The organism is Geobacter metallireducens GS-15 (genome assembly GCF_000012925.1).
Taxonomy (GTDB): Bacteria; Desulfobacterota; Desulfuromonadia; order Geobacterales; family Geobacteraceae; genus Geobacter; species Geobacter metallireducens.
Genome location: NC_007517.1, coordinates 3,907,828 through 3,932,922, shown reverse-complemented (window position 1 = coordinate 3,932,922; position 25,095 = coordinate 3,907,828). Strand labels below are relative to the sequence as shown.

Below are 25,095 nucleotides of genomic sequence, written 5' to 3'. Positions count from 1 at the left end.
TTCTGCCGGAGTAGCTGAGAGTGTAGCACACAAATCGACCCGTGCAAGGCGGCGGGCCAGCGACCGTTTTGTCCGCTCTTGACCGTGGATCCGCGACGGATTCAGGTTTACTATTTTCCCGCGCCCGTATACTCTCTCCCGAAAAGTGCCCGCGTCCGCGCGGTTCTATGGAGAGTGCCGATGACAGATGGAGTCGATACGGTCAAAAAATACCAGTTCGCCAGCGACAACTACGCCGGGATCTGTCCCGAGGCCTTGCAGGCCATGGAGGCCGCCAACAGGGGGTACGCCTGCTCCTACGGCGACGACCCCTGGACGGAGAAGGCGTGCCGGCTCCTGCGGGACCTCTTCGAGACCGACTGCGAGGTCTTTTTCGTCTTCAACGGCACCGCCGCCAACTCCCTGGCCCTGGCATCCCTCTGTCACTCCTACAACAGCATCATCTGCCACGAGACCTCCCATGTGGAGACCGACGAGTGCGGAGCCTCCGAATTCTTCTCCAACGGGACCAAGATCCTCCTCGTCTCCGGCGGGCACGGCAAGGTGGACCTGGAGGCCGTGGAGCACACGGTGAAGCGCCGCACCGACATCCACTATCCCAAGCCCAAGGCCCTGAGCATCACCCAGGCCACGGAGCTCGGCACCCTCTATTCGGTGGAGGAGCTTCAGGCCGTGGGGGAGCTGGCCCGGCGCCTCGATCTGAAGCTCCACATGGACGGGGCCCGCTTCGCCAACGCCGTTGCCACTCTCGGCGCGGCCCCCGCCGAACTCACCTGGAAAGCGGGGGTGGATGTCCTCTGCTTCGGCGGTACCAAAAACGGCATGGCGGTGGGGGAGGCGATCATCTTCTTCAACCGGGACCTGGCTTCCGAATTCGACTACCGCTGCAAGCAGGCGGGGCAGCTCGCCTCCAAGATGCGCTTCCTGGCCGCCCCCTGGGTCGGCATGCTGGAAAGCGGCGCCTGGCTCACCCGCGCGGCCAACGCCAACGCCTGCGCCGCCAGGCTGGAGGCCCGCCTGCGGGAGATTCCCGGCGTGGGAATCCGTTTCCCCCGCCAGGCCAATTCGGTCTTCGCCGACTTCTCCCCTGAGGTGGCCGCCGCCCTCCAGGAGCGGGGGTGGCACTTCTATTCCTTCATCGGCTCCGGCGGGGCCCGTTTCATGTGCTCCTGGGAGACCACCGAGGCGGACGTGGATCTCCTGGCGGCCGACCTTTCGGCCGTCGCCTCGCGCCATGGGTGAGGAGTTAGAATTTTTTCTTAAGACGCATTATTTTTATATGCACCCGATACGAGGTTTAGTGATGAGTAATATCAAGCTGTTACACTGATGTGTTTCAGGGAAGGAGAGATTTCCCTTCCCAGCATGTATGCCCCCCCTATACGATTTCCTCCCCCGCCGTATCTCCGTTGCCGGATGCTTCGAATAATCATTCAGTAATTTCAATATGTTATAAAATAATAATAAATTTTCATACTCCTGGCATGCCCGATGCTATGTAAAAGACAAAAGCAATCAGTTAGCACCGGAAAACAAGGAGGATGTCATGAAAGCCATAGCCAACGCCCTGATCGTTACGATAGTCACCGCTTCTTCAGCCCTTGCCGCCAGCGGCGCAGCCGCCGACGAAGGGGGATTCCTCGCCCCGTTGTTCCTGACCCTGGGCGCCGCCGTCATCGCCTTCCAGACCATCCCGGCAATCGTCCTGCTCGGCTCCATGGTAAAGGGGCTCTTCTCGGGCAAGGAAGAGGAAGGTGCCCGCTAGGTTTCGGAAACAACCCGGTCAGAGACCGGCACAATACGAATACGATGAGAAAGGAGACGGCCATGAGAGCGAGAACTGCAGCCGGCACACTGGCACTGGTAATGGGGAGCGTAACGTCGGCCCTGGCGGCATCGGGAGCACGGGAAGACAACAGCGGCGTGTTCGTGTGGATTTTCCTCGGGTTCTGCGCCCTGATCATCGTGGCCCAGATGGTCCCGGCGGTTCTCACCATGCTCGGCATGGCCAAAGGGGTTAAGGAGAGCTTCGGCGAAAAAGCTGAGGTGAAGAGCCGCTAGAACGCACGGCAACCACTGCGGCCTCAAGATGATCGGGTGCCCGGCACGGGAGAATTAATGGAGCCGCAAGCAAAAAGGCCGTCCCCTATGAGAGGGAGACGGCCTTTTTGCTTGCCTGCTGATAGCCTTCAGGTTTTCAGAGAATTCCTTGCAATGCTCCTCTATTCGGTATAGATAGTGTTCTCATGAAAGAGTGGAGGGTTTCTCTTGCAGATAAAAGGGTTCTGTGGCCGGTCATAGTGACCGTTTCCCTTGTCCTCGTGTTTCTGGGGACGAGAACTCCGAACATAGCAAGACCCCAGAAACCCACGTCACGGCCCCGTGCCGTAATTGAAACTCAGGTAAAAACGACACAGGCAGGTATTGAAAAACACGGTCAGGCGGTTGAACTCTGCCATCGAGCCGAGTTCTTCAATGTATCAGCGCCACGGGTTTCAGCCGTCCATTTCGAACCCCACAAGATTGTTTCTTCCGTACTCTGCTTCATTTCCGCCAGAGCACCTCCCCTAGCGTACGCCTGATACATTTTGTTCTCTCTGTTCGTTGACGTCAGGCATGTTCCGGACGTAATCACCATTCATTCCATTTTCTGATTGGCACTGATCTCTGCTAAAACCTTCTCTCTAGGGAAGAAGGTGGCCGAAGGCCGGATGAGGGGAGCGACACGATATCGCCACTCCCCCCTCACCCTGGCCCTCTCCCTCAGGGAGAGGGGATGATGTAATCGCCGAAGCGGAAAATTTGATGCCAATCAGCTTCCATTTTTACCAGGAGAAGTATCGCCATGAGAAAAATGTTGTGTCGTGTCACAATGTTAAGCATCGGAATCCTTGCGGTGGCAGGTTGTGCCAAAAACGAGACGATAAAGAAAGATGAGATGGTCCCGGTCGCATCAAACAAGACTGCTCAAGCGGCCGTTGCCAAGCCGGCAGTAAAGGATGGGGGAATCAAGACTCCGCCGGCCAAGGAGGTTCAGTCCAAAGACCAGTCCAAGGAAGGTGCCGCAAAGGGCACTATGACAGAAGCTCAACTGCAGGCTGCCCTTACCAAGATTTTCTTTAATTTCGACTCGTCCGTGCTTTCTTCGGAAGGGCGGGAAACACTGGTCAAGAACGCCGAGTTGTTAAAGAGTGCCAGTTTCAAGGTGCGGATAGAAGGGAACTGCGACGAGCGGGGTTCTGACGAGTACAATCTTGCCCTTGGGGAGAGGAGGGCACAGGCAGCAATGAAATACCTGCTTACCATGGGTGTGCCGGCCGATCGCCTCTCCATCATCAGTTACGGAGAGGAAAAACCCGCTGATCCGGGACACGACGAAGCAGCCTGGGCAAAAAACAGGCGGGATGAATTCGTCGTAATGGTCAAGTAACGGAAACCATGGGGGCAAAGGAGCCGGAACGGCTCCTTTGCCCCTCTACCCACGCCTTGCCACGTTCGCTGCATCACTCTGCTGATGGCTGGTTGGCAAGGCGACCTTCCTACCACTTCACCGACTGGGGTTCCTTTTTTACGAGAAGGACCGAGCAGGGCATCTTCCGGACGATCTCCTCGTTGCTCCTTCCGAACAGGAAATGCTCGAGACGCCATTCTTCATGGGAGAGCATGATCAGAAGATCGATCTTCAGCTCTTCCACCGCCTTCAGGATCTCCTTGGTTGGCTCCCCTTTCCTGATCAACTCGGCCACCGGGAGACCATTGCTTCGTTCCCTCTCCAGAATCCTGTCCAGGTCTGCCTTGGCCTCCCGCGTGATCTTCTCATACTCCTTTTCGAGGGAAACAACGGGGAGGTTCCATCCTTCAAGTCCAAACGGATTGTGAATTGCGTGGATAAGAAAGAGTTCCGCGCCATACTTGCGGGCGAGGGAGACGCCGCAGTGAACCGCCTCCTGGCAGTAGGTGGTCATTCTGCTCACCACGAGAATACGCCTGAAATCTTCCATGATTTTCACCTCTGTCAGTAAATTTGAACGCCTTTCCTGCTACAAGTGTAACACGGATCAAGTGCGAGGAAAGTAGTCGTCCGGGCGGTTGCCTGTGGAGCGGGACGGGATATCCTTTAGCCTGACCCACCGTTATCAGGATGAAGGCACGCAAAGGACTGCAGAGAATGAACCAGAACCCTGTAAACGAGGAACGATCCGCTGAGGATCCTTCGCTGCAAACGATCCCCCTTGTCGAGCTCTTCGGCCGGCTCTCTTCTTCGCCCGAAGGACTTTCCCCCACCGAGGCTGCCCGACGTCTCGAAAAGGTTGGCTACAACGAACTCCAGGAAAGGGAGCCCTCCGCCTTCCGGAAACTCCTCACCTTCTTCTGGGGGCCTATCCCATGGATGATCGAGGCTGCGGCGTTGCTCTCTGCGCTCGTGGGGCACTGGGAGGATTTCGGAATCATCATCGTCCTCCTCATGGTGAATGCCGTCGTGGGGTTCTGGGAGGAGTACCAGGCGGGGAATGCCATTGCGGCCCTGAAGCAGACCCTTGCCCTCAAGGCAAAGGCCCGGCGTGGTGGCGAGTGGCAGAGTGTGCCTGCCCGGGAACTGGTCCCGGGAGATGTGATCCGGCTCCGGCTCGGGGACATCGTCCCGGCCGATGGGCGCCTCATCGAAGGAAATCCCCTGGAGGTGGACCAGTCGGCCCTGACTGGCGAATCGCTCCCGGTTTCGCGAGGGGTGGGGGAGGCGGTCTACTCGGGAACCGTGGTAAGGCGGGGCGAGGGTAATGCCCTTGTCTACGCCACCGGCCGGGAGACATCCTTCGGGAAAACCGCCCGGCTCGTGGAGGAGGCCCGGACCGTCAGCCACTTCCAGCGGGCCGTTCTCAAGATCGGCGATTACCTCATCATCGTCGCCATTGGCCTCGTGCTGCTGATCATCGCCGTGGCCCTCTTTCGGGGGGACCCAATCGGCGAAACGCTCCAGTTCGCCCTGGTTCTGACCGTGGCGGCCATCCCGGTGGCGATGCCGACCATCCTCTCGGTGACCATGGCGGTGGGAGCCCGGATCCTGGCCGGCCGCCAGGCCATCGTGAGCCGCCTTGCCGCCATCGAAGAGCTTGCGGGGATGGATATCCTCTGCTCCGACAAGACCGGGACCCTCACGAAGAACGAGCTCACCCTCGGCGCTCCCTCCTGCACCGAGGGGATCGACCCTGACGCCGTCATCCTCGCCGCGGCCCTCGCTTCCCGAAGGGAGGACGCCGATCCCATCGATCTGGCCATTTTACGAAAACTCCCGGCAGGAGCATCCCTGGAAGGATACCGGGTGCTTCGCTTTGTCCCCTTCGACCCCGTGACCAAGCGGACCGAGGCAACGGTTTCCGCCCCCGACGGGACCACTTTCACGGTCACCAAGGGAGCCCCCCAGGTCATCGTTGGACTTGCGTCGCCTCCCCCCGAGGTCCGAGCCCGGATCGACGCAGCCGTGGAGGCGTTCGCGGCCCGGGGGTTCCGCTCCCTCGGTGTGGCCCGCGCCGACAAGGAAGGGGCGTGGCGCATGCTCGGCATCCTCCCCCTCTTCGACCCCCCACGGGACGATTCACGGGAGACCCTGGCCGCTGCCCGTCGCATGGGGACCCGGGTCAAGATGGTGACGGGGGATCAACTCGCCATTGCGCGGGAAATCGGCAGGGAGCTCGGCCTTGGGGACCGGATTCTCGATGCCGCGCTCCTTACCGGCGCCGACTACCGGGAGGCCTCACGGCTCGCCGACGCCATCGACAAGGCCGACGGCTTTGCCCAGGTCTTCCCCGAGCACAAGTTCCACATTGTCGAGGCCCTCCAGCAGCAGGGGCACATCGTGGGGATGACCGGCGATGGCGTCAACGATGCTCCGGCCCTCAAGAAGGCGGATGCGGGAATTGCCGTCTCCGGGGCCACCGACGCCGCCCGGGCCGCGGCAGACATCGTTCTCCTCACCCCCGGCCTCTCGGTCATTATCGACGCCGTCACCGAGAGCCGCCGTATTTTCCGACGGATGAACAGCTACACCATCTACCGGATCTCCGAGACGATCCGGGTTCTCCTCTTCATCACCCTCTCGATCCTTGTCTTCAACTTCTATCCGGTCACGGCGGTGATGATCGTGCTCCTGGCGCTTCTGAACGACGGGGCGATCCTCGCCATTGCCGTCGACCGGCAGGAGGCGGCCCCGGAGCCCCAATCCTGGAACATGCCGGTGGTCCTCGGCGTATCCACGGTGCTTGGCATCGTCGGCGTCGTCGCAACCTTCGGTCTCTACTACCTGGCGGAACGGCTCTCGGGTCTTGGCCGTGACGTCATCCAGAGCCTCATCTACCTGAAACTCTCGGTATCGGGACACCTCACCATCTTCGCCGCCAGGGCGCGGGGGCCGTTCTGGAGCAACCGGCCGGCCACGGCCCTTCTGGCCGCCACCGTCGGCACCCAGCTCGTCGCCACCGCCATCGCGGTCTATGGCCTCTTCATGGCTCCCATCGGCTGGGCATGGGGCGGGATCGTCTGGGCCTACGCCCTTGTCTGGTTCGTGATCGAGGACCGGGTAAAACTGGGGGCCTACCGCATCTTTGACCGGCGGGCCCCGGGACTGCTGGAGAAAGTACGGCGTTGACGTTGTTCAACCTCCTGGCAATGTCACAGGCATCGGATATTCGCTAATAAGGTTGTCACAACGGTGAAAATTGGTGTATTGAGTGTTGTGGTTTTGCCTCTTCATTAAAGCGTCATGCCAGAGGTTGGCGGATTATTTCATTTCATCGGAAGGAGAAGTGTCGTGAAGAAGACGGTTGTTGCAGTGGTAGGGATGTTGCTGTCGGCGACAGCGGCGCATGCGGAGCACAAACTGCTGATCACTGACGTTCTGGAGCAGAAGCAGATGGAGGCCCAGGCCCGCTTCGAGTACTCCCACACCAGAGGGGATGTCAGCAGCCCCATCGATGGTTCGGGGACACGGACGACCAACATCCTCGAGTCCGTTTACTCCCTCGGTGCCGGTCTCGGGCATGGCCTGGAGATAACCGCCTCGATTCCGTTCGTTTTTAACGAGCGGGCAAAGACGGAACTGAGCGCGGTCGAGGCTGAATTTGAAAAGCGTGACGGCTTCGGCGACGTTGCACTCGAAGCCAAGTATCGGTTGCTTGGGGGAGAAGAAGAACCGTTCACCGTTGTCACCGGCCTCGGCCTGAAATTCGATACCGCCCGGAAGAAGGACGCAGGGACAGGCACGACGGACGTGAGTCCCTTTATCGCGGCAAGCGCAAACCTTGGCCACCATTACCTCCCCTATGCCGTCTACCGCGCGACCATCAGGAATCACGACATGCAGGACACCCATACCCTTTCCCTCGGCCTCGAGAAGGAGCTTAACCATACGGTCACGCTCGACGCGAAGATCGATGCCAACTTCAACACCTCGACAGCTGACATGGGTGCCAACGAGGATTTCGTCTTCGAAGTGTCGAGTTACCTTCAGGTGGCGCACAACTTCTATCTGATTCCTTCCGTGGCCTACACGGTCGCCACCGATGCCACCGACAAGGCTGCAGAACTCCGCTTGGGGCCGGCTGACGGATTCCGTGGCGGCCTCTCCCTCTATTACCTCTTTTAAGCGTACGTTCCGCACGATAAACCCGATTCAGGGCGTAGGCCCCACAAGAAAAGTCCTCGCTCAACAGCGGGGACTTTTCTTGTGGGGCCATCACGTTCCGCAAAGGACAGGACCGGCACCAGGAGAGTCTGAAATTTTTACAGATGTCAGGGCGGCACCTGACCGTGGATATCCACGACCAGGAGGGTGCAGTCATCTTCCGGAGGGTCGGCGGCGCCGAACGAGCGAAGGCCCGCGAAGACGCGGTCGAGAAACTCCATGTGGTCAGGGGAGTTGCCCGCCAGCGTCTCCTTCAGGCGCTCCAGGCCGAACCGGTCCCCGGCGGGATTGACGGCTTCGATGATCCCGTCGGTATAGAGGAGCAGGCGGTCGCCCTGTTCCAGGCGGACCGACGCGGACGGAATGTCGAGGGCCTTGAAATACCCGAGGGGGTTGGTGGTCGGGGGAAGCTCGATGATGCCGTCGGCGCGGCGGATAAGGGGAGGGACATGCCCGGCGTTGATGTACTCCAGTTTCAGGGTTGTCGGGTCGATGATCCCCATGAAGAGGGTGGTTGAAAAATAGAGGTCGAACGTTCGGGACCGCTCGGCAAAATGGGAGAGAAAGGCATTTACCTGCGCGGCCAGTCCCTTCGGTTCGATCTGGTCGAATGCCGCATGGTGGATGAATCCGTAGAGCATCGACATCACGACGGATGCGTGGAGACCGTGGCCGGTGACATCGCCGACAATGAGGGCCAATCGGCCGTCCGGCAGGGTGATGGAGTCAAAATAGTCTCCGCCCAGCACCCCGGCCGTGCGATTCTTCACGCCGATACAGTTCCAGGTGCAGACCGGCGAACTCTTCGGGAACAGGAGCCGCTCCACCTCCCGTGCCAGTTTCAGCTCGAACGGATCTACCCGTAAGCCGCCCTTGCCGCGCTTTTTCTCAGTCATAGTCCCCCAGATCCCTTTCCGCGTTCAGAAAAAGGATGTTGTTTTCTAGGTGCACGTGCTTGTGGAGGTCGTCCTCGAACTCCTTCAGTTTCCGGTAGGTGACCGCGTAGGTGTTGCAGGCGTCGTCGGGGATCGCGAAATCCCCGGCAAGGCGGCGGATGGTGTGAATCGCATCCCCCACCTCTTCGTGCTCCCGGCGGAGCCTTGCCAGATCCCCCCGGATGGCGTCGATATCCTGCCGTTCCGGCCTCTTCCCCGCTTTTTTCGCCGCATCGGCCCGCTTGACGGCCGGAAAGAAGATTTCCTCCTCCTCGCGCAGATGGGTTGCCAGATCGGCGGCGACCTTCTCGAAGATCGCGGCGATCTCCTTCACTTCGGCATGGCGGCCGCCATGGACCTCGGCAACCTTGCGGGCGTACAAGACGATCTGCCCGGCATTGTCCTTGATGTAGGCATGGTGGACGGCAACGATGTAGTCGGCCAGGAACGAGAGTTCCCACACCGCAAAGTTCTGGCTCCGCTCCATCGGTTCCCTCTTCGCTGCTTCGATCTCGTCCAGGATAACGGCCGGGTCGATCCCTTTCTGTCGGCAGGCAGTATCAAGGGGAACATTTCCGCCGCAGCAGAAGTCGATCCCGTGCCGCTCGAACACCTCCGCCGTCCGGTAATCCTCGGCCACGAACCCACCGATGGTCCTGACGGCGCCTGCATCTTCCTGCTGCGTCTTTGTGTCTTCCATCATCGTCCCCCCTTGGATAGTTGCTGCACACACCTACGTTATCGCATTCCCCTGCGAGGTCAAGCCACCTTCACCTGCTTGTTCTTCCCGGCGGAAGCAGGCAGGGGAGCCCGGATTTGTATTTCCCGGAAAAGGTTGTACTGTTGACTGTGCGCCCGCCTGATATCAGATGGTTGTGATGGACGATACGTCCCAATGTCCAAGGATGGAAGCGGGGAAGGAGGGACGCACATGGCCGAACGAATCACGCCGGTCGAAACCCTTTCGCCCTGGTGGCGGAATTCCGTCATCCTGGTCCTCGTGCTCGGGTTCACGGTGTTGATCTGGATTGCCGTCCGGAGCTACCGGGATGCGCCGCCGATCCCCGACAGGGTGGTGAGCGGGGACGGCACAACCATCTTCACCGGGGACGACATCCTTGCGGGACAGCAGGTGTTCCTCCGGTACGGCCTCATGGAGAACGGGACCATCTGGGGGCACGGCGCCTACCTGGGGCCCGATTTTTCGGCGGAATACCTCCACACGCTGGCGGGCGATACTGCCCAGTCCCTCGCCCGGCAGCGCCATGGCCGGGATGCCGGAGGGCTGAATGCCGCGGAGCGGGAAACCGTTGCCGGCGCGGTGGGGACCCTTCTGAAGGAGAACCGCTATGATTTCCGGACCCGGACCCTCACCTTCCTGGAGCCCGAAGCGGCTTCGTACCGGCAGCAGATTCGGAAATGGCGGGACTATTTCTCCCACCCCACAAACGATGGAGGACTCCCCGGCGCCTACATCAGCGACCCGCGGGAACTGGAGCAGCTCACCTCCTTTTTCGCCTGGACCGCGTGGGCGTCGGTCGCCAACCGTCCCGGCAAGCCGTATTCCTATACAAACAACTTCCCCTATGACCCGGCGGTCGGCAACCGACCCACCAGCGATGCCTTCCTCTGGAGCGCCCTCAGCCTGATCATGCTCCTGGGCGGCACCGCGGCCGTCCTGTTCGCCTTCGGCAAGTTCGATTTTCTCGGCTGGCGGGGGAGGGGGGAGCATATCCATCCCCAGATGCTCCCCGGCGCCACCACCGACAGCCAGCGGGCCACGATCAAGTACTTCGTCGTCGTGGCGCTCCTCTTCCTCGCCCAGACCCTGGTGGGAGGGGCAACGGTCCACTACCGGGTCGACCCGGAGAGTTTCTACGGGATCGACATCTCCTCCCTCCTTCCCAGCCACATCCTCCGCACCTGGCACCTCCAGTTGGCGATCTTCTGGGTTGCCACCGCCTATGTGGCGGGGGGGCTCCTTCTGGCCCCCTCCCTCGGCAAGGAGCCCAAGGGGCAGGTGGGGGGGATCAATTTCCTCTTCGGCGCCCTGGTCGTTGTCGTGGTGGGGAGCCTCGCGGGCGAGATGCTCGGCGTCCGGCAGATGCTCGGCTCACTCTGGTTCTGGTTCGGCCACCAGGGGTGGGAATACCTCGACCTGGGGCGCGCCTGGCAGATCCTCCTGGCGGTGGGGCTTGTGGTCTGGGGATTCCTCCTGTTCCGGGCGCTCGCCCCGGCCAGGCAGGACCCGGAGCGCCGCGAGATCGCCTCCCTCTTCCTGTACGGCGCCCTGGCCATACCGCTTTTCTACCTCCCCGCCATGTTCTTCACCGGCACCACCCATTTCTCCGTGGTGGACACCTGGCGGTTCTGGATCATCCATCTTTGGGTCGAGGGATTCTTCGAGGTCTTCGTGACCGCCATGGTGGCGGTCATCTTCTACAACCTCGGCATGGTCTCCCACCTGACAGCGGCGCGGGTGGTCTACCTGGATGCGCTCCTCTACCTGGGAAGCGGCATCGTCGGCACCGGGCACCACTGGTACTGGACCGGGCAGTCCGCCGTCACCATGGCTCTTGCCGCCATGTTCTCGGCCCTGGAGGTGGTCCCCCTCACCCTCCTTACCCTCGATGCGTGGGACTTCGTCAAGCTCACCCGGGGAAAGTGCGACGTCTGCAACAAACCGGTCTCTATCCCCCACAAGTGGACGTTTTACTTCCTGATCGCCGTCGGCTTCTGGAACTTCGTCGGCGCTGGCGTGTTCGGTTTCCTCATCAACCTTCCCATCGTCAGCTACTTCGAGGTGGGGACCATGCTCACCCCGAACCACGGCCACGCCGCCATGATGGGGGTCTTCGGCATGCTTGCAGTGGCGCTTACGGTCTTTGCCCTGCGCCAGGTGCTGACCGACGAGCAGTGGGCCGGACCGGAGAAATTCGTCCGGTTCTCCTTCTGGGGGCTGAACATCGGCCTGGCCCTCATGGTGGTGACCAATCTCTTCCCCGGCGGGGTGCTCCAGCTTTTCGACGTCCTGGACCACGGCTACTGGCACGCCCGGGGACCCGGGTTCCTCAACGGGACGATCCCCCGCCTCATCGAGTGGCTCCGGATGCCGGGAGACCTCGTTTTCATCGTCGCGGGCGCTTTTCCCCTCCTGGCCGCCACGGGGCTCACCTACCGGATGGTGAGGAAACGGTCGTGAAGGAGGAAGAGGTTCGCGCATATCCAACGTCAGTGTGTTCAGTAACCCCACGAGGAGGAAACAGCTATGACAAAAGCACCATTGGTGGACAAGGACGTATGCATCAGTTGCGGGCTCTGCGTCGACAACATTCCCGACGTGTTCCGCTTCGATGACGACAACAAGGCGGAATGCTTCGACCCAAACGGCGCCGCTGAGGATGTTATCCAGAGCGATGCCATCGATGCCTGTCCGGTATCGTGCATCAGCTGGAGCACCGACCCCGATTACCTGAAGAGCTTCGCCTGAGCGCCGAACTCTACCAGGCACCCATGCAGCTCACGATCTACACCGTGGGGCATTCGACGCGCAGCCTGGAGGAATTCGTGGTGCTGCTGCGGGCACACGGCATCAGGCAGCTTGTGGATGTGCGCACGATACCCCGCTCACGGCACAATCCACAGTTCAATCGCGACACCCTAGGGACGTTTCTCCGCAACCGCCGTATCGGCTACCGGCACATGAAGGAGCTGGGAGGGCTGCGGCATGCCCGGGCCGATTCGGTGAACATGGGGTGGCGCAACGCCTCCTTCCGCGGCTTTGCCGACTACATGCAGACACCGGTGTTTGCCGCGGCCCTGGAAAAGCTTATCGTGCTGGCCAGTAAACGACCGACCGCCATCATGTGCGCCGAGGCGGTTCCCTGGCGTTGCCACCGCTCGCTCATCGGCGATGCGCTCGTTGTCCGGGGGATCGAGGTGAAGGACATCATGGGGATAAACAGCGTGAAACAACACCTCCTGACCCCTATGGCGAGGGTCGAGGGGGGGCAGGTAACCTATCCGGCTCAGGGGGAAGAGGATAGCGGCGTTTCCGCTCGAGGGATCAAAACCGCCATAACGTGAAGAATACTTGTCGCCATGAGCTAAGGAGAATTGTGCCACCGGAGGTGCCGGCAACAGGGGAGGAGTCCATGAAAAGGATCACGTTCAAGGTCAACGGCGTTACGCACTCGTTCGCAGGGGAACCGGAGATGCCGCTTCTGTGGTATCTCCGGGACGAACTGCACCTGACCGGCACCAAGTACGGCTGCGGCAAGGGGCTCTGCGGGGCTTGCACGGTGCAGATCAACGGGGAGGCGACGCGCAGCTGCATAACGACCATGAAGAGCGTGGCGGGGAAGAAGATCGTCACCATCGAGGGGTTGAGCGCCCGGGGAGACCACCCGCTGCAAAAGGCCTGGCAGGAGCTGAACGTGCCCCAGTGCGGCTACTGCCAGAGCGGCCAGATTATGCAGGCCGCGGCTCTTCTCAAGGGAAAGCCCCATCCGACCGATCAGGAGATCGACGAGGCGATGGGAGGCAATATCTGCCGCTGCGGAACCTACGAGCGGATCCGCCAGGGGATCAAACGGGCAGCGGAGGTGAAGCCATGAGCGCCGTGGTTCGCATGAGCCGCCGCGGATTTCTCAAGACGACGTTTTCGGCGGGGGCCCTGATCCTCTGCGCCCGTGTTCTTCCCGGCGGAGCCCTCGACGCCCTGGCGGCGCAGACGTGGCATCCCGGCGTCTACCTGGGGATCGAGCCGGACGGCACGGTGATCATCGTCGCCCATCGCTCGGAGATGGGGACCGGCATCCGCACCTCTCTGCCGATGGTGGCAGCCGACGAGCTGGACGCCGACTGGCGGCGGGTCAGGGTCGAGCAGGCCATCGGCGACCCCCGGTACGGCGACCAGAACACCGACGGTTCCAAGTCGATCCGCGATTTCTACGGCGCCCTGCGCCAGGCCGGGGCCACGGCGCGTCTCATGCTCGAGCGGGCCGCCGCTGCCCGGTGGGGAGTGCCGGTTGCCGAATGCCGGGCCAGCAATCACCAGGTTGTGCATACCGGCGGCAAGACCCTCGGCTTCGGCGAACTGGCCGCCCTTGCCGCACGCCAGCCGGTCCCCGCCGCGGATGAGCTCCGCTTCAAGGCGCCGGCCGACTTCCGCTACGTGGGCCACGGGGTGCCCATCGTCGATCTGGCCGGCATCTGCACGGGAAAGGCCGTCTACGGCATCGACGCCCGGATGCCGAAGATGGCCTATGCCTCCATCGAGCGGCCGCCGGTCCTCGGTGGGAGACTGAAATCCCATGATGACCGGGAAGTCCGCAAGGTCAGGGGAGTGCTGCGCACGGTGGTGCTGGAGACCCCCATCCCTCCCTACGGGTTCAAGGCGCTGGGGGGAGTGGCGGTGATCGCCGGGAGCAGCTGGGCGGCCATGGAGGGGCGCAAGAAACTGAAGGTCGCCTGGGAGGCAGGGGAGAACGGCAGCTATGATTCGGCAGCCTTCGAGAAATCGCTCCTGGAAACCGTCCGGCAGCCCCAGAAGGCAGTGAGGGCCGTCGGGGACGTGGATGCGGAATTTGCCAAGGGGGGGACGGTGCTGGAGGCGGAGTACTATGTTCCCCACCTCGCCCACGCCTCCATGGAGCCTCCGGCGGCGGTGGCCGAGTTCAAGAACGGCAAGGTGACGGCCTGGGCCGCGACCCAGAACCCGCAGGCGGTGCAGGATGCGGTGGCCAAGGCGCTCACGATCCGCAAGGAGGACGTGACGTGCCACGTGACACTTCTGGGGGGCGCCTTCGGCCGGAAATCGAAACCCGATTACGTCGTGGAGGCGGCGCTGCTGTCCAAGAACGTCGGCAGGCCGGTGCAGGTCACCTGGACCCGGGAGGACGACATCGCCCACGACTACTACCACGCCGTGGCGGCCATGTACCTGAAGGCGGCGACGGATGCCCGGGGAAAGCCGACCGCATGGCTGCAGCGGTGCGCCTTCCCGCCGATCCCCTCCACCTTCGACGCGTCGGTGCGCTACGGCGGTGACGGGGAGCTGGCCCAGGGGTGGGTGGACGTGCCGTTCGCCATCCCGAACCTGCGCGCGGAAAACGGACCGGCAGAGCCCCACGTCCGGATCGGCTGGTTGCGGTCGGTGGCCAATATCTACCACGCCTTCGCGGTCCAGTCGTTCACCGATGAGCTTGCCGCCGCCGCGGGGCGCGACCGGATCGAGTATTTCCTCGACCTTCTCGGCCCGCCCCGGACCATCGATTTCACGGCCGAGGGGACGAAGAACGCCAATTACGGCAAGCCGGCCGATCAATACCCCTGGGAGACGGGACGGCTGCGGCGGGTGATCGAAGTGGTGGCGGAGAAGTCGGGGTGGGCGAAGCGGAAACCGGAAAAGGGGCGTGCGCTCGGTTTTGCCGCCCATCGGAGCTTCCTCACCTACGTGGCGGTGGTGGTTGATCTCCAGGTGGACGACCAGGGGCGGATCACCATCCCGCGGATCGACATGGCCCTGGATGCCGGGCGGGTGATCCATCCGGAGCGGGTGACGGCCCAGTTCGAGGGGGCCGCCGTATTCGGCGCGAGCCTTGCGCTCATGGGGGAGATCACGGCAGCCCATGGCCGGATCACCCAATCCAACTTCGACAACTACCCGGTGGCGCGGATGGCCGAGGCCCCGCGGGAGGTCCACGTGCACATCGTCCCCTCCGACGCCCTGCCGACCGGCGCGGGTGAACCGGGCGTTCCCCCCATTGCGCCGGCGATCTGCAATGCGCTCTTCGCCGCCACCGGCCGGCGCATCCGCCGCTTGCCGGTCAAGAACACGAAGCTCGTGTAGCCGGAGGGGCCTGTGACTATCGTTGCCGTCATGTGCGGCATTGCCCTGATCGTGGTGGTGCTCTGGGAGGGGTTTGAGACCATTGTCCTCCCCCGCCGGGTGACCCGCCGGTTCCGCATGACCCGCTTTTTCTACCGGCGCACCTGGCTCCCCTGGGTAACGATGGTCAACGCCTGTGTCCCGCCGCGGCGGCGGGAAACCTGGCTGAGCTTTTTCGGCCCCCTGTCGCTCATCCTCCTGCTCAGCATCTGGGCCTTCGGGTTGATCGTCGGCTTTGCCCTCCTCCACTGGGGGCTTGGCTCGGCCATCGTAACCCATGACGGGAGCAGCGGGCTCCTTGTCGACCTCTACCTGAGCGGCACCACGTTCTTCACCCTCGGGCTGGGGGATGCCATCCCCCGGAGCACGGCGGCGCGCTTTCTCGTGGTGCTCGAATCGGGGATGGGGTTCGGCTTTCTCGCCCTCGTGATCGGCTATCTGCCGGCCCTCAACCAGTCGTTCGCCAGCCGCGAGGTGAGCATCTCGCTCCTGGATGCCCGGGCCGGTTCACCTCCTACCGCCTCCGAAATGCTTCGCCGCCACGGCCACGAACGGGGGATGGACGCGCTCCGGCAACTCCTCCACGAGTGGGAGAACTGGTCGTCGGAGTTTCTGGAGGGGCACCTCTCCTACCCGGTCCTTGCCTATTTCCGCTCCCAGCACGAAAACCAGTCGTGGCTGGGGGCCCTGACGGCGATCCTGGACACCTGCGCCCTCCTCATGGCTGGCGTGGACGGGGCCTGCGAGCGCCAGGCGGAACTCACCTTCGCCATGGCCCGCCACGCCGTGGTCGATCTCTCCCTGGTCTTCAGGACCAGGCCGCAGGAGCCCGCGTCACCACGACTTCCGCCCGAAAAGCTGGAGGATCTCCGCGCCCTTCTGGCGGAAAGGGGACTGAAGCTCCGTGAAAGGGATACCGTTGACCGGAAGCTGACCGAGCTGCGCTGGATGTATGAGCCCTACGTCCACGCCCTGGCAGCGTACTTTCGGGTCAAAGTTCCCCCCTGGATCGCCGCGGAAAACCAGCCGGACAACTGGGAGGTGAGTGTCTGGGATCGTCGCACCGTCAGCAGAAAGGTTACGGAAAAGGCCAAGGGGGAGCATTTCTAGTCGCCCTGCGGAATGATCCGTGCGGCCTTCTATGGCCTGATCTCGACAATGGTGCCATTGGGCGCCAACGTGTCAATTTCCTCTATTTCCTCGTCCGTTACGGCAATGCACCCCTTTGTCCAGTCCACCCCTGCGTGAGCATCTCCAACCCACGAGAAACCATTCTTGATGCCGTGGATCATGATGTTTCCGCCCGGGGAGACTCCGAGTTCCCGGGCGCGCTTCCTGTCCCTCTCGTTGGGATAGGAGATATGGAGAGCCCGGTGATAACGGCTATCCCTGTTTCTGGCATCGATGGTGTAGGCTCCTTCCGGGGTTTTGTTGTCGCCTTGCCGTTCTTTCGGGCCGATGGGGTCTCCCCCCAGGGCGATCCTGTAGGTTTTGAGCACCGCCCCCTTTGAGATCAGCATCATGCGTCGTGCCTGTTTTTCTATCAGGATCTTGTCGAGCGATGGCTTCCGGATGGCGTAGGCAAACACATTTTTTTCAAGCGCTTCAATCTTTCCCCGCAGGGCAGCGATCTCATCCTCTTTGCCCGTGAGCTCGCGCTGGAGGGCCTCGATCCTCGTTTGCTGCGTGGCAATCGTCGCGTCCTTGACCGGGACAGTATTGATATACGATGCCATCGTCTGACTGTTCTGCCGGTAGTGGCTCCCGGGATAATCCTTTATGACCCGCTGAAAGCACTCCAGGGATTTCTGATAATCTTTGCGCTCGTTCTTCGGGTACGAATAAACGATACCCATCTCGAAGAGAGCCCTGTCGCCCGCCGCAGGTTGCTGGTCGACAATCTGCTCGTATTTGCTCAGCGAGGCCTGGTAGCTTCCCTGATTAAACAAGTCATTCGCTTCTTCAAAGGTCGGCTTGGACTGAAGGTGACCGCATCCCGCCATGAGCATCGGTGTTACCAGGATGCCGATACGAAAAAAGCTAAGGCGTTTGCCCGGCCGGCTTTGTTTTGTTGCCGTATCGGCCAAAGACCGTCCTGATTCCGCAGACGGTCCACGGCGAAAGATTTCCGGTCCCCTCATCTCCTCACCCCTTGCTGGAATCATCAGGAATATCCCGTTCCGGGAGCCTGATGTCCGTATGTTCAAAATGTCCGGCCGGACCCACCTGCCGGATAAGGAAATGGCAGGGCGCGTGGACCCTGCCATTTCTTGTCCGGGCGTCGCAGGTAACGCGACGGCCCCCTTGAATGTGCCTTACTTCCTCATGGATTTCTGGAAAGTAGCGTCAGCCTTTTTCGCCTTTTCATCGGCGATCCGTTCCCTTTCCTCAGCCGCCTTTATAGCACTATCGGCGCGGGCTGTGGCATTATCTGCCTTTGCTTTGGCCGCATCGGCTGAGGCCTTGGCTGCTTGTGCATCCTGCACTGCCTGCTCGACTTTCGCATCAAGCATTCTTTGATCCGCCTGCACTCTCTCCAGGTCACCGGAGGTTGCACAACCAATCATGGTGACAGGGAGAACGAGCAGCATTGCGATCAGCAAGAGAATCCCTTTCATCGCTAATCACCTCCTTTCTCTCTAGGTTGCCCAGCCAGGAAGAGGGGCTGTCTACTTCCCAGCAGGATCAATCAATATGCCGTCGATTTCCAAATCGATCTTCAGGCGTTTGGCCGCATCCCTGGCCCTACTGCCATCAGCGAACGGGCCGGCGATGACACGGTAGGCGTTGTTCTTTGCCAAGACCCGTGCCGGTATCGGAGGGCCCTGGTGGTTGATGATGGCGGCAATCCTCCGGGCCTCAAGCTCGTTACGCACATCGGCAGCCAGAACATACCAGGCATCCGGTTTCAGGTCCGGTATTTCCGGTCTGCCGTGCAGTGTGTCGGGGTGCCCGACTTCCATGGTTTGCGGAATCCCTTTTTCACTTCCCTGGCGCAGTTCGAGGATGGGAACCGGAATCCCCCGGGCCTCGGCCTGAACTTTTCTGATTTTTGTCCAGTCAAGCGCACGGCCTGTTTTCTTTTCAATGGCTCTCAACTTTTCATACACCTTCGTCAGTTCGAGAGTGCCTGCGTCTTCCAGCGGGGTATGGGCTTCCAGGTAAAGCACCCCGTCCCGTTGACCGATGAGGTAGGGTTGGTTGACAATGGCCACCGGGGTGTTGACCGGCGTGTCGTTATAGAGCACCTCGATGTTTTCCGGATAGAGCCTCATACAGCCATTGGTTGCCTTAAGCCCGATGCTGGCCGGCTTGTTCGTGCCATGGATCAGATACCCCGGTTTGCTCAGGTAGAGAGCGTATTCCCCCAGGGGATTCTCCGGCCCCGGCGGAACTTCCGGGGGGAGCGGATCCCCCTTCTTTCGATGGTCCTCGGCAATTGAAGCAGGCACATGCCAGGTCGGCCGGGCCGCCTTGCGATACACCCGCGTTGGGCCGGTGGGGGTGGGGCGCTCCTTGGTGCCGACGCCGACGGGGTAGGTGGATACCGCCAGGGAGGCGCCATCGCCCTTGTACTGAAAGAGCCTCATTGTGGCGACGTTGACCACAATCCCTCGTCTCGGGGTGTCCGGCAGGACAAAGCTCAGGGGCAGGATGACCGGTTTTCCGGCCTCGGGCGCCCAGACATCCATGCCCGGATTGGCGGCGCTGAGTGCCGTGATCCCCAGACCGAAATGTCTCGCAATATCCGGGAGCGTATCCCCCTGTTCAAGTCTGAGGACGGCAAGCCGGCCAATGACGTCGTCGCCATTGGCAACGGGAAAGTCATTTCGTTCGATCTCCGCGGCAAGATGGCCTGGCGCAAGCGATGATTGCTCCTGGGCACCCCTGAGTACAGCGCATCCTTGAAGGGATAGGATACATACCCCTAGAGCGATCAGGCGAAAACAGGCGGTAGAGAGGGGCAGGTCAGCGATTCGGTACATGGATTGAGTTCGGTACCTTTCTCGAGAATGGGTAAGTTCCGCGTCAAGACACAAAAAAGCCGGGACCAAATATCGCGTGATATTTCGGCAACCCGGCTGTCTCAGGGAGACCCTATAGGCTTTCCGCCCCATTCTCGCGAATGGTTTAGTATTATCGTCTACCACCAACTATTTTGTTGCAGTTTTCCGGCGCCCACAGGCACCGCCACGTCAGAGACGCACTCCTTGTCGGCTCGGCCTCCAGTCATGGTTTGCACAATAAAAAAGCCGGGACCAAATATCGTGTGATATTTCGGCAACCCGGCTGTCTCCATGAGACCCTATAGGCTTTCCGCCCCATTCTCGCGAATGGTTAAGTATTGTCGTCTATCTACTCAAGCAAAATTTTTGGCAATAGTACATCACAATGAGGCTTTGTCAATAGTATTCTTGAAGTCCCGGGTGACAAACAGCCAGCGGATCAGTCCCTTCCTAAAGCAGGATTTTGCGGGAGTGTCGGCATTGCCCGGCTGATCAGGCTCCTCCGCCGCGTCGAAGTTCATAGGGCCACGTCATTATGCCGCCATCCAGGAACTTGACATCCCTGAAGCCGGCAGCATCGAGGATCTTCTGGGCCTCGTAGCCTCTGAGGCTGATTTTGCAGAAGGTGACGATCTCTTTGTCCTTGGGGAGACTCTCCAGCTTTTCCCTCAATGCCCCCAGGGGGATAAGCGTGGCCCCCTCGATGCCGACCTCTGCATGTTCCGCGGGAGAGCGGACGTCGAGGAGGATGAAGTCGTCGCCATCATCCAGCATCTGCCTCACCTTTCGGGGGGAGATACCCCTGGCGTGGCCGGCCAGTTTGTTCTTCAGGATATCCGCGGCCACGATGAGGTTGTCCATGGCGGCTGAGTAGGGGGGTGCGTAGGCCAGATCCAGGTGCGAAAGCTGGTCGGCGGTGGCGCCGAACGTAATGGCCGCGGCTGCGGCGTCCACCCGCTTGTCCACGGCCCCCTCGCCGACAGCCTGAAGCCCGAGAATCCTCCCGGTAGCCCGGTCTGCCACGAGCTTTAGGGCGATCGGTTTCGCGCCGGGGAAAAAGTGCGCTTTGTCGGGGGCCGGCGAGAGGACGGTTTCGACGTCATACCCCTGTGCCCTCGCCTCGGATTCAGTGAGGCCGGTCTTCCCGGCGTTGACACTGAAGACCCTGAGGATGCTGGTGCCGAGGATTCCGGCAAAGGTTGCCTCCCCCCCGGATGCGTTTATCCCGGCGACCCTCCCCTGCTTGTTGGCGGTGCTGCCGAGGGGGACATGAACCTTTTTCCCGGTAACCAAGTGGGTGGTTTCGCAGCAGTCACCGCAGGCGTAGATTGCCGGGTCGCTGGTCCCCATGCGGGAGTCGACGGCGATGGCGCCAGTGGGGCCGATCTCCAATCCGGCCTCCTTCGCCAGCTTCACGTTCGGCGTCACCCCTGGTGCCAGTACCACCACGTCAGCCGGGATCTCTCCCCGTTCGGTCAGAACTTTATTCACTACTCCGGTGCCGTCAAAACCGGCCACCCGGCAAGAAGTCTCAACCTCGACACCGTTCTGACGGATATGCCTTTCAACCAGACTCGCCATCTCCGGGTCCAGTATTCCCGGCAGAAGCTGGTCGCGCATCTCGACGATCGTGACCTCCAACCCCTTCTGCCTCAAGGCCTCTGCCGTTTCCAGGCCGATCAGACCGCCGCCGACGATACAGGCTCTCTTTCCCGTCACGGCCCGCTCTTTCAGCAGTTCCGCATCCTCAATGGCCTTGACCGTCAGGATGTTGCCAAGATCCCGGTTCTTCAACGGTGGAAGGGACGGCGAGCTCCCCGTGGCCAGAACCAGCCGGTCGTATTCAAGGGAGAAGGCTTTCGCGCTCTCCTTTTCGAACAGCTGGACCGTCCTCGACTGCCGGTCGAGGCTGACCACCTCGGTTCCGGTGATAACGTGGACTCCCTTCACCTTGTTGAAAAAGGCTGCATCTCGCACCACTCCGACCGGGGTGCTCATCAACTCTTTTACATCGGCTACGGTATCCGAAACGAAATAGGGAATACCGCAGGCGCCGTAAGAAATAAAATTGCCCCGCTCGATCAGAGTAACCTCCGCATGGGGGTTCATCCTTTTTGCCTTGGAGGCGGCCTTTGCCCCCGCAGCGTTGGCTCCGATCACGACAACTCGCAGTTTCATGAGAGACCTCCGTAGCTTAAAGTCTTGTGAATGGTGCAATTCGAATATATAGCTAATACCATTTTGAGGTCATTTTTGAAACCGTCTTTTGTCAGTTACACTAAACAGCTCTTTCCGGGACGGGTAGAACTCGAGCTTCAGTGGCAGATGCTTCAGAGGAGGCTTTTTGAAACCGTCTTTTGTCAGTTACACTAAACAGCTCTTTCCGGGACGGGTAGAATCTCGAGCTTCAGTGGCAGATGCTTCAGAGGAGGCTGGATGCACTCTACGTGGACAGATTGGAGGGTGTCCCAGGAGACAAAACCCTTTGATTTACTGGCAGCTACAATGGGAGAGTGGCGACAAAAAAAGGCCGTCAATCCTATGGATGACGGCCTTTGTCCAATTTGGCTCCCCAGCGCGGACTCGAACCACGGACAAGGTGGTTAACAGCCACCTGCTCTACCGACTGAGCTACTGGGGAATGAGTTGTTTCCGCAGGTTGTTAACCCTACGGTGCTTTTTGCTGGGTTTTGACTACAAGCACATGTTGTAAATGCCTGAATTTACGTTCCGAAAACCTTGTAGCATAAAGCGAAGATTCTTGTATCACACCGGATTTGGGATGTCAATAACAAGATTCCCATGCCGCGATTATCTGCTCTGTTCTTGACAGGACACGTCATGGAACTCAAGTGCTAAAGAAGAACAAACCGCCATCGCCGCCATCCTCTCCGACATGGACACCGGGAACGCCTCCCTGGAACAAAAGCGCGACAAAACCCGGCTGCTGAAGCAGGGGATGATGCAGGAGCTGTTGACCGGGAGTATCAGGCTAGTGTGATGGAGTAAAATCACTCAGTGACTGAGTAAAATTGGTTATGCTCTGAATTGCTCTATGATACAAGGCGGTTATGAGCTACGAACGTCCCCTTTTAGCACCCCTTCGCGCTGCCTTGTCCCGCCCGACGCCGGTGGTTCACGTCCTGATCGGCCCGCGGCAGGTGGGAAAAACCACCATTACCCGCCAGATTCAGGAATCCATCGGCATCTCCTCCATCTACGCCACCGCTGATAGCCTGGTACCGCTGGATTCGGCCTGGATCGAAACCCAGTGGCGCCGTGCCGTGGCCGAAGAGGCCGCGTCCGGCGGCCCGGAGATCCGTGTCCTGATCCTCGGGTCGTCGGCCCTGCTGATGCAGCAGGGGCTGACCGAAAGCCTTGCCGGCAGGTTCTTTCTGCATCGCTGCACCCACTGGGGCTATCCGGCGTGACCCATCCGGAGAATGAATCCATGAGAGCCTCGTCCGCAGAATCTGTGGGTAGTTGGCTGAAAAAATAAGGGCATTGCCCCTCCGTGAAGGATAAGATTGTTTTTGCGAGAAACGATCAAGTCCGACACGGGAGAAGCAATGCTTATCAAGACTGTACTGAACAAGTTCGAGCGTTTCAAGTCCTTCATTTACGGAGATTGCCGACTGGCGAAAGTCGGCGGCTCAGAAGCACTAGTCATTGACATCAAGGCTCGTCGCAACAGCAAGCCCGAATGCCCGGAATGTGGCAAGCGAGGCAAGACATACGACACGCAACCGGCCCGACTGTTCGAGTATGTGCCGATCTGGGCGTTCAAGGTCTTCTTTCGCTACGCTCCCCGTCGGGTTCTGTGCCCAATCCATGGGGTAAAGGTTGAATCCCTCCCCTGGGGGTATGGCAAAGAGCAAATGACGATCTCGTACCAGGTCTATCTTGCCCGGTGGGCTCGGCGACTCTCCTGGAAGGAAGTTGCCGAAATCTTTAAGACCAGTTGGGACAGCATCTTTCGGGCGGTGCAGTATGCTGTCGATTACGGCCTGGCAAACAGAAACCTTGATGGCGTTACGGAAATCGGTGTTGATGAAATTGCCGTCTTCAAGGGCCATCAGTATCTTACGATGGTCTATCAGCTCAATGCCGGCGTCAGGCGTCTTCTCTGGTGTGGTCCGCAACGTCGGATAAGAACGCTACTGCGCTTCTTTCGGGAATTCGGCAAAGAACGCAGCGCCAAGCTCAAGTATGTCTGCAGCGACATGTGGGCACCGTATCTCAAGGTTATCGCCAAGCGGGCACCCAATGCCGTGAACATCCTCGACCGCTTCCACATCATGCGGAAGTTTAACGAAGCGATTGACGAGGTTCGGCGCACCGAAGCCAAGGAGTTCAAGGCCGTAAAGCAGGAGAACGTCCTGGAAAAGGGCCGTTGGTTGCTGCTGAAACGGCCGGAAAATCTGTCCGAGAAGCAGACGTCACGATTGGGAGATTTGCTCAAGCTCAACCTCTCATCAATCAAGGCATATCTGCTGCGCGAGGACTTTCAGCAGTTCTGGGACTACCAGCGGTCTGACTTTGCTGGCAAGTTCCTCGACGACTGGGTCATCAGGACAATGCAAACTGACCTGGAACCGATGAAGAAGGTTGCCAGGATGTTACGCAACCACAAACCGATGATTCTCAACTGGTTCAAGGCAAAAGGCCGACTTTCCAGCGGCGCGGTAGAGGGTCTGAACCTCAAAGCAAAACTGACTATCAGAAAAGCGTACGGTTTCCGAACCATCAAGTGCCTGCAAGTGGCGCTATATCACACACTTGGCGACTTGCCAGAACCCCTGTGTCACCACAGATTCTGCTAAAGAGCCCCATGAGAGGAGTTCAGGCATGACTCCCGTAGGTCAGATCGAGAAGAAGACCCAAAACCGCATCGTCGCCAGTTGAAAGAGCAGATCCCCCTTCTCCTGGAAAAATGGGAAGAACCCATCGTCGTCCAGGCCGCCGCATGGGGGGGAAGCGGATGAAAACCAAGTGGGGGTCTGCAACACCACGGCCCTCGGATCTGGCTGAACCTGGAGCTGGCCAAGAAACCGGCCCCCTGCCTGGAGTATATCGTCGTCCACGAGCTGGCCCACCTGCTGGAGCGGCACCATAGCGATCGGTTCACGGCCCTCATGGATCGGTTCATGCCCCAGTGGCGTCTCTACCGCGATGAGCTGAACCGGGCACCGCTTGGGCATGAGGCGTGGGGAGCCAGTTCACCAGCGATGCATTCACCAAGGTGCTCAAGGACGCCAATATCCGCATCTCCATGGATGGGAAGGGGCGTTGGCGGGACAACGTCATGATCGAGCGGCTATGGCGGTCCCTCAAGTACGAGTGCATCTACCTGCAAGCCTACAAGACCGGCAGTGAGGTTCGCCAAGGATTGAAACACTGGATCGAGTTCTACAACAGGCTGCGCCCGCATTCCAGTCTGGACGACCGGACTCCGAATGAGGCATATTGGCAAAAACCCCGGCCTGGCTACGCCGGCCGGTCGCTCTTACTGGCGGCATGACTACAACTGGCTATCCACCTTATTTGGGCCGCCAACCTGTCCTACTAACCGGGGCCACCTCT

23 protein-coding genes, 1 tRNA gene, 1 pseudogene and 2 riboswitches are annotated in these 25,095 nt (G+C 60.4%); of the genes and pseudogenes, 17 read left to right on the top strand and 8 right to left on the bottom strand.

Annotation, left to right across the window (positions count from 1 at the left end; genetic code table 11):
• Positions 1-180: 180 nt before the first annotated feature.
• From GMET_RS17560 to pal, 5 genes are all read left to right on the top strand, one after another.
• The gene (locus GMET_RS17560) at positions 181-1,242 is read left to right on the top strand and encodes a threonine aldolase family protein (protein ID WP_004513659.1); all 1,062 of its coding nucleotides are present in this window, start codon (positions 181-183) and stop codon (positions 1,240-1,242) included.
• Positions 1,243-1,546: 304 nt separating this feature from the next.
• A complete protein-coding gene (locus GMET_RS17555; protein ID WP_004513658.1) occupies positions 1,547-1,765 on the top strand; it encodes a hypothetical protein in 219 nt (72 codons plus the stop codon).
• A gap of 62 nt (positions 1,766-1,827) precedes the next feature.
• Positions 1,828-2,061: a hypothetical protein gene (locus GMET_RS17550; RefSeq protein WP_004513657.1), complete on the top strand. Its 234-nt coding sequence runs from the start codon at positions 1,828-1,830 to the stop codon at positions 2,059-2,061.
• Positions 2,062-2,654: 593 nt separating this feature from the next.
• Positions 2,655-2,780 (top strand): hypothetical protein, encoded by a 126-nt coding sequence (locus tag GMET_RS19215; protein ID WP_261974671.1) that lies wholly within the window; start codon positions 2,655-2,657, stop codon positions 2,778-2,780.
• A gap of 65 nt (positions 2,781-2,845) precedes the next feature.
• Entirely contained in the window at positions 2,846-3,430 is a 585-nt protein-coding gene (gene pal / locus GMET_RS17545; protein ID WP_004513656.1) for a peptidoglycan-associated lipoprotein Pal, read from the top strand.
• Between the two features lie 109 nt (positions 3,431-3,539).
• Here pal and GMET_RS17540 read toward each other — a convergent pair whose 3' ends face one another.
• Positions 3,540-4,001, bottom strand: coding sequence for a universal stress protein (locus tag GMET_RS17540; protein WP_004513655.1), 462 nt, complete (start codon positions 3,999-4,001; stop codon positions 3,540-3,542).
• A 140-nt stretch (positions 4,002-4,141) separates the two neighbouring features.
• On the opposite strand from GMET_RS17540, the gene GMET_RS17535 reads away from it, so the two are divergent.
• Both GMET_RS17535 and GMET_RS17530 read left to right on the top strand, forming a co-directional pair.
• A complete protein-coding gene (locus tag GMET_RS17535) occupies positions 4,142-6,643 on the top strand; it encodes a plasma-membrane proton-efflux P-type ATPase (protein ID WP_238378955.1) in 2,502 nt (833 codons plus the stop codon).
• 162 nt (positions 6,644-6,805) lie between these two features.
• The gene (locus GMET_RS17530; protein ID WP_004513653.1) at positions 6,806-7,639 is read left to right on the top strand and encodes a hypothetical protein; all 834 of its coding nucleotides are present in this window, start codon (positions 6,806-6,808) and stop codon (positions 7,637-7,639) included.
• 146 nt (positions 7,640-7,785) lie between these two features.
• Here GMET_RS17530 and GMET_RS17525 read toward each other — a convergent pair whose 3' ends face one another.
• Complete coding sequence (locus GMET_RS17525; protein ID WP_004513652.1) at positions 7,786-8,574, bottom strand: PP2C family protein-serine/threonine phosphatase; 789 nt, start codon at positions 8,572-8,574, stop codon at positions 7,786-7,788.
• Positions 8,567-9,316 carry an iron-sulfur cluster repair di-iron protein gene (gene ric, locus GMET_RS17520; RefSeq protein WP_004513651.1) on the bottom strand — a complete coding sequence of 250 codons (750 nt, stop codon included), beginning with the start codon at positions 9,314-9,316 and terminating at the stop codon, positions 8,567-8,569. Before ric ends, GMET_RS17525 begins: the two co-directional genes overlap by 8 nt.
• Before the next feature lie 228 nt (positions 9,317-9,544).
• Between ric and GMET_RS17515 the strand changes: the two genes are divergently transcribed.
• The 6 genes from GMET_RS17515 (at position 9,545) to GMET_RS17490 (ending at position 16,615) form a co-directional block, all read left to right on the top strand.
• Positions 9,545-11,815: a nitric-oxide reductase large subunit gene (locus GMET_RS17515; RefSeq protein ID WP_004513650.1), complete on the top strand. Its 2,271-nt coding sequence runs from the start codon at positions 9,545-9,547 to the stop codon at positions 11,813-11,815.
• A gap of 66 nt (positions 11,816-11,881) precedes the next feature.
• Positions 11,882-12,103: a ferredoxin gene (locus tag GMET_RS17510; protein ID WP_004513649.1), complete on the top strand. Its 222-nt coding sequence runs from the start codon at positions 11,882-11,884 to the stop codon at positions 12,101-12,103.
• Positions 12,104-12,126: 23 nt separating this feature from the next.
• Entirely contained in the window at positions 12,127-12,699 is a 573-nt protein-coding gene (locus GMET_RS17505; protein ID WP_004513648.1) for a DUF488 domain-containing protein, read from the top strand.
• Between the two features lie 68 nt (positions 12,700-12,767).
• Positions 12,768-13,229 (top strand): (2Fe-2S)-binding protein, encoded by a 462-nt coding sequence (locus tag GMET_RS17500; RefSeq protein WP_004513647.1) that lies wholly within the window; start codon positions 12,768-12,770, stop codon positions 13,227-13,229.
• Positions 13,226-15,466, top strand: coding sequence for a xanthine dehydrogenase family protein molybdopterin-binding subunit (locus GMET_RS17495; RefSeq protein WP_004513646.1), 2,241 nt, complete (start codon positions 13,226-13,228; stop codon positions 15,464-15,466). The genes GMET_RS17500 and GMET_RS17495 overlap by 4 nt, the downstream gene beginning before the upstream one ends.
• Before the next feature lie 12 nt (positions 15,467-15,478).
• On the top strand, positions 15,479-16,615 hold the full coding sequence (locus tag GMET_RS17490; protein WP_004513645.1) for an ion channel: 1,137 nt from the start codon (positions 15,479-15,481) through the stop codon (positions 16,613-16,615).
• Between the two features lie 29 nt (positions 16,616-16,644).
• Here the strand turns inward: GMET_RS17490 and GMET_RS17485 are convergent, their stop codons facing one another.
• The 5 genes from GMET_RS17485 to GMET_RS17465 all read right to left on the bottom strand — a co-directional run bounded on the left by GMET_RS17485 (position 16,645) and on the right by GMET_RS17465 (position 22,153).
• The gene (locus tag GMET_RS17485; protein WP_004513644.1) at positions 16,645-17,514 is read right to left on the bottom strand and encodes a L,D-transpeptidase family protein; all 870 of its coding nucleotides are present in this window, start codon (positions 17,512-17,514) and stop codon (positions 16,645-16,647) included.
• A gap of 306 nt (positions 17,515-17,820) precedes the next feature.
• Positions 17,821-18,123 (bottom strand): Lpp/OprI family alanine-zipper lipoprotein, encoded by a 303-nt coding sequence (locus tag GMET_RS17480; protein ID WP_004513643.1) that lies wholly within the window; start codon positions 18,121-18,123, stop codon positions 17,821-17,823.
• Between the two features lie 51 nt (positions 18,124-18,174).
• The gene (locus tag GMET_RS17475; RefSeq protein WP_004513642.1) at positions 18,175-19,491 is read right to left on the bottom strand and encodes a L,D-transpeptidase family protein; all 1,317 of its coding nucleotides are present in this window, start codon (positions 19,489-19,491) and stop codon (positions 18,175-18,177) included.
• Between the two features lie 83 nt (positions 19,492-19,574).
• A riboswitch (cyclic di-GMP riboswitch) is annotated at positions 19,575-19,651 on the bottom strand.
• A 131-nt stretch (positions 19,652-19,782) separates the two neighbouring features.
• Positions 19,783-19,859: riboswitch (cyclic di-GMP riboswitch) on the bottom strand.
• Positions 19,860-20,004: 145 nt separating this feature from the next.
• Positions 20,005-21,690 carry an FAD-dependent oxidoreductase gene (locus GMET_RS17470; RefSeq protein ID WP_004513641.1) on the bottom strand — a complete coding sequence of 562 codons (1,686 nt, stop codon included), beginning with the start codon at positions 21,688-21,690 and terminating at the stop codon, positions 20,005-20,007.
• 387 nt (positions 21,691-22,077) lie between these two features.
• Positions 22,078-22,153: transfer RNA gene (locus GMET_RS17465), tRNA-Asn, on the bottom strand.
• 490 nt (positions 22,154-22,643) lie between these two features.
• On the opposite strand from GMET_RS17465, the gene GMET_RS17455 reads away from it, so the two are divergent.
• The 4 genes and pseudogenes from GMET_RS17455 to GMET_RS17440 form a co-directional block, all read left to right on the top strand.
• On the top strand, positions 22,644-22,943 hold the full coding sequence (locus GMET_RS17455) for a hypothetical protein (RefSeq protein ID WP_187148458.1): 300 nt from the start codon (positions 22,644-22,646) through the stop codon (positions 22,941-22,943).
• A 138-nt stretch (positions 22,944-23,081) separates the two neighbouring features.
• Entirely contained in the window at positions 23,082-24,335 is a 1,254-nt protein-coding gene (locus GMET_RS17450) for an ISL3-like element ISGme6 family transposase (RefSeq protein ID WP_011365741.1), read from the top strand.
• 177 nt (positions 24,336-24,512) lie between these two features.
• Positions 24,513-24,821 carry a M48 metallopeptidase family protein gene (locus GMET_RS19320; RefSeq protein WP_202943502.1) on the top strand — a complete coding sequence of 103 codons (309 nt, stop codon included), beginning with the start codon at positions 24,513-24,515 and terminating at the stop codon, positions 24,819-24,821.
• A pseudogene (locus GMET_RS17440) lies at positions 24,722-25,033 on the top strand (integrase core domain-containing protein); the annotation flags it as partial. The gene GMET_RS19320 and the pseudogene GMET_RS17440, both read left to right, overlap by 100 nt.
• Between the last annotated feature and the right edge of the window lie 62 nt (positions 25,034-25,095).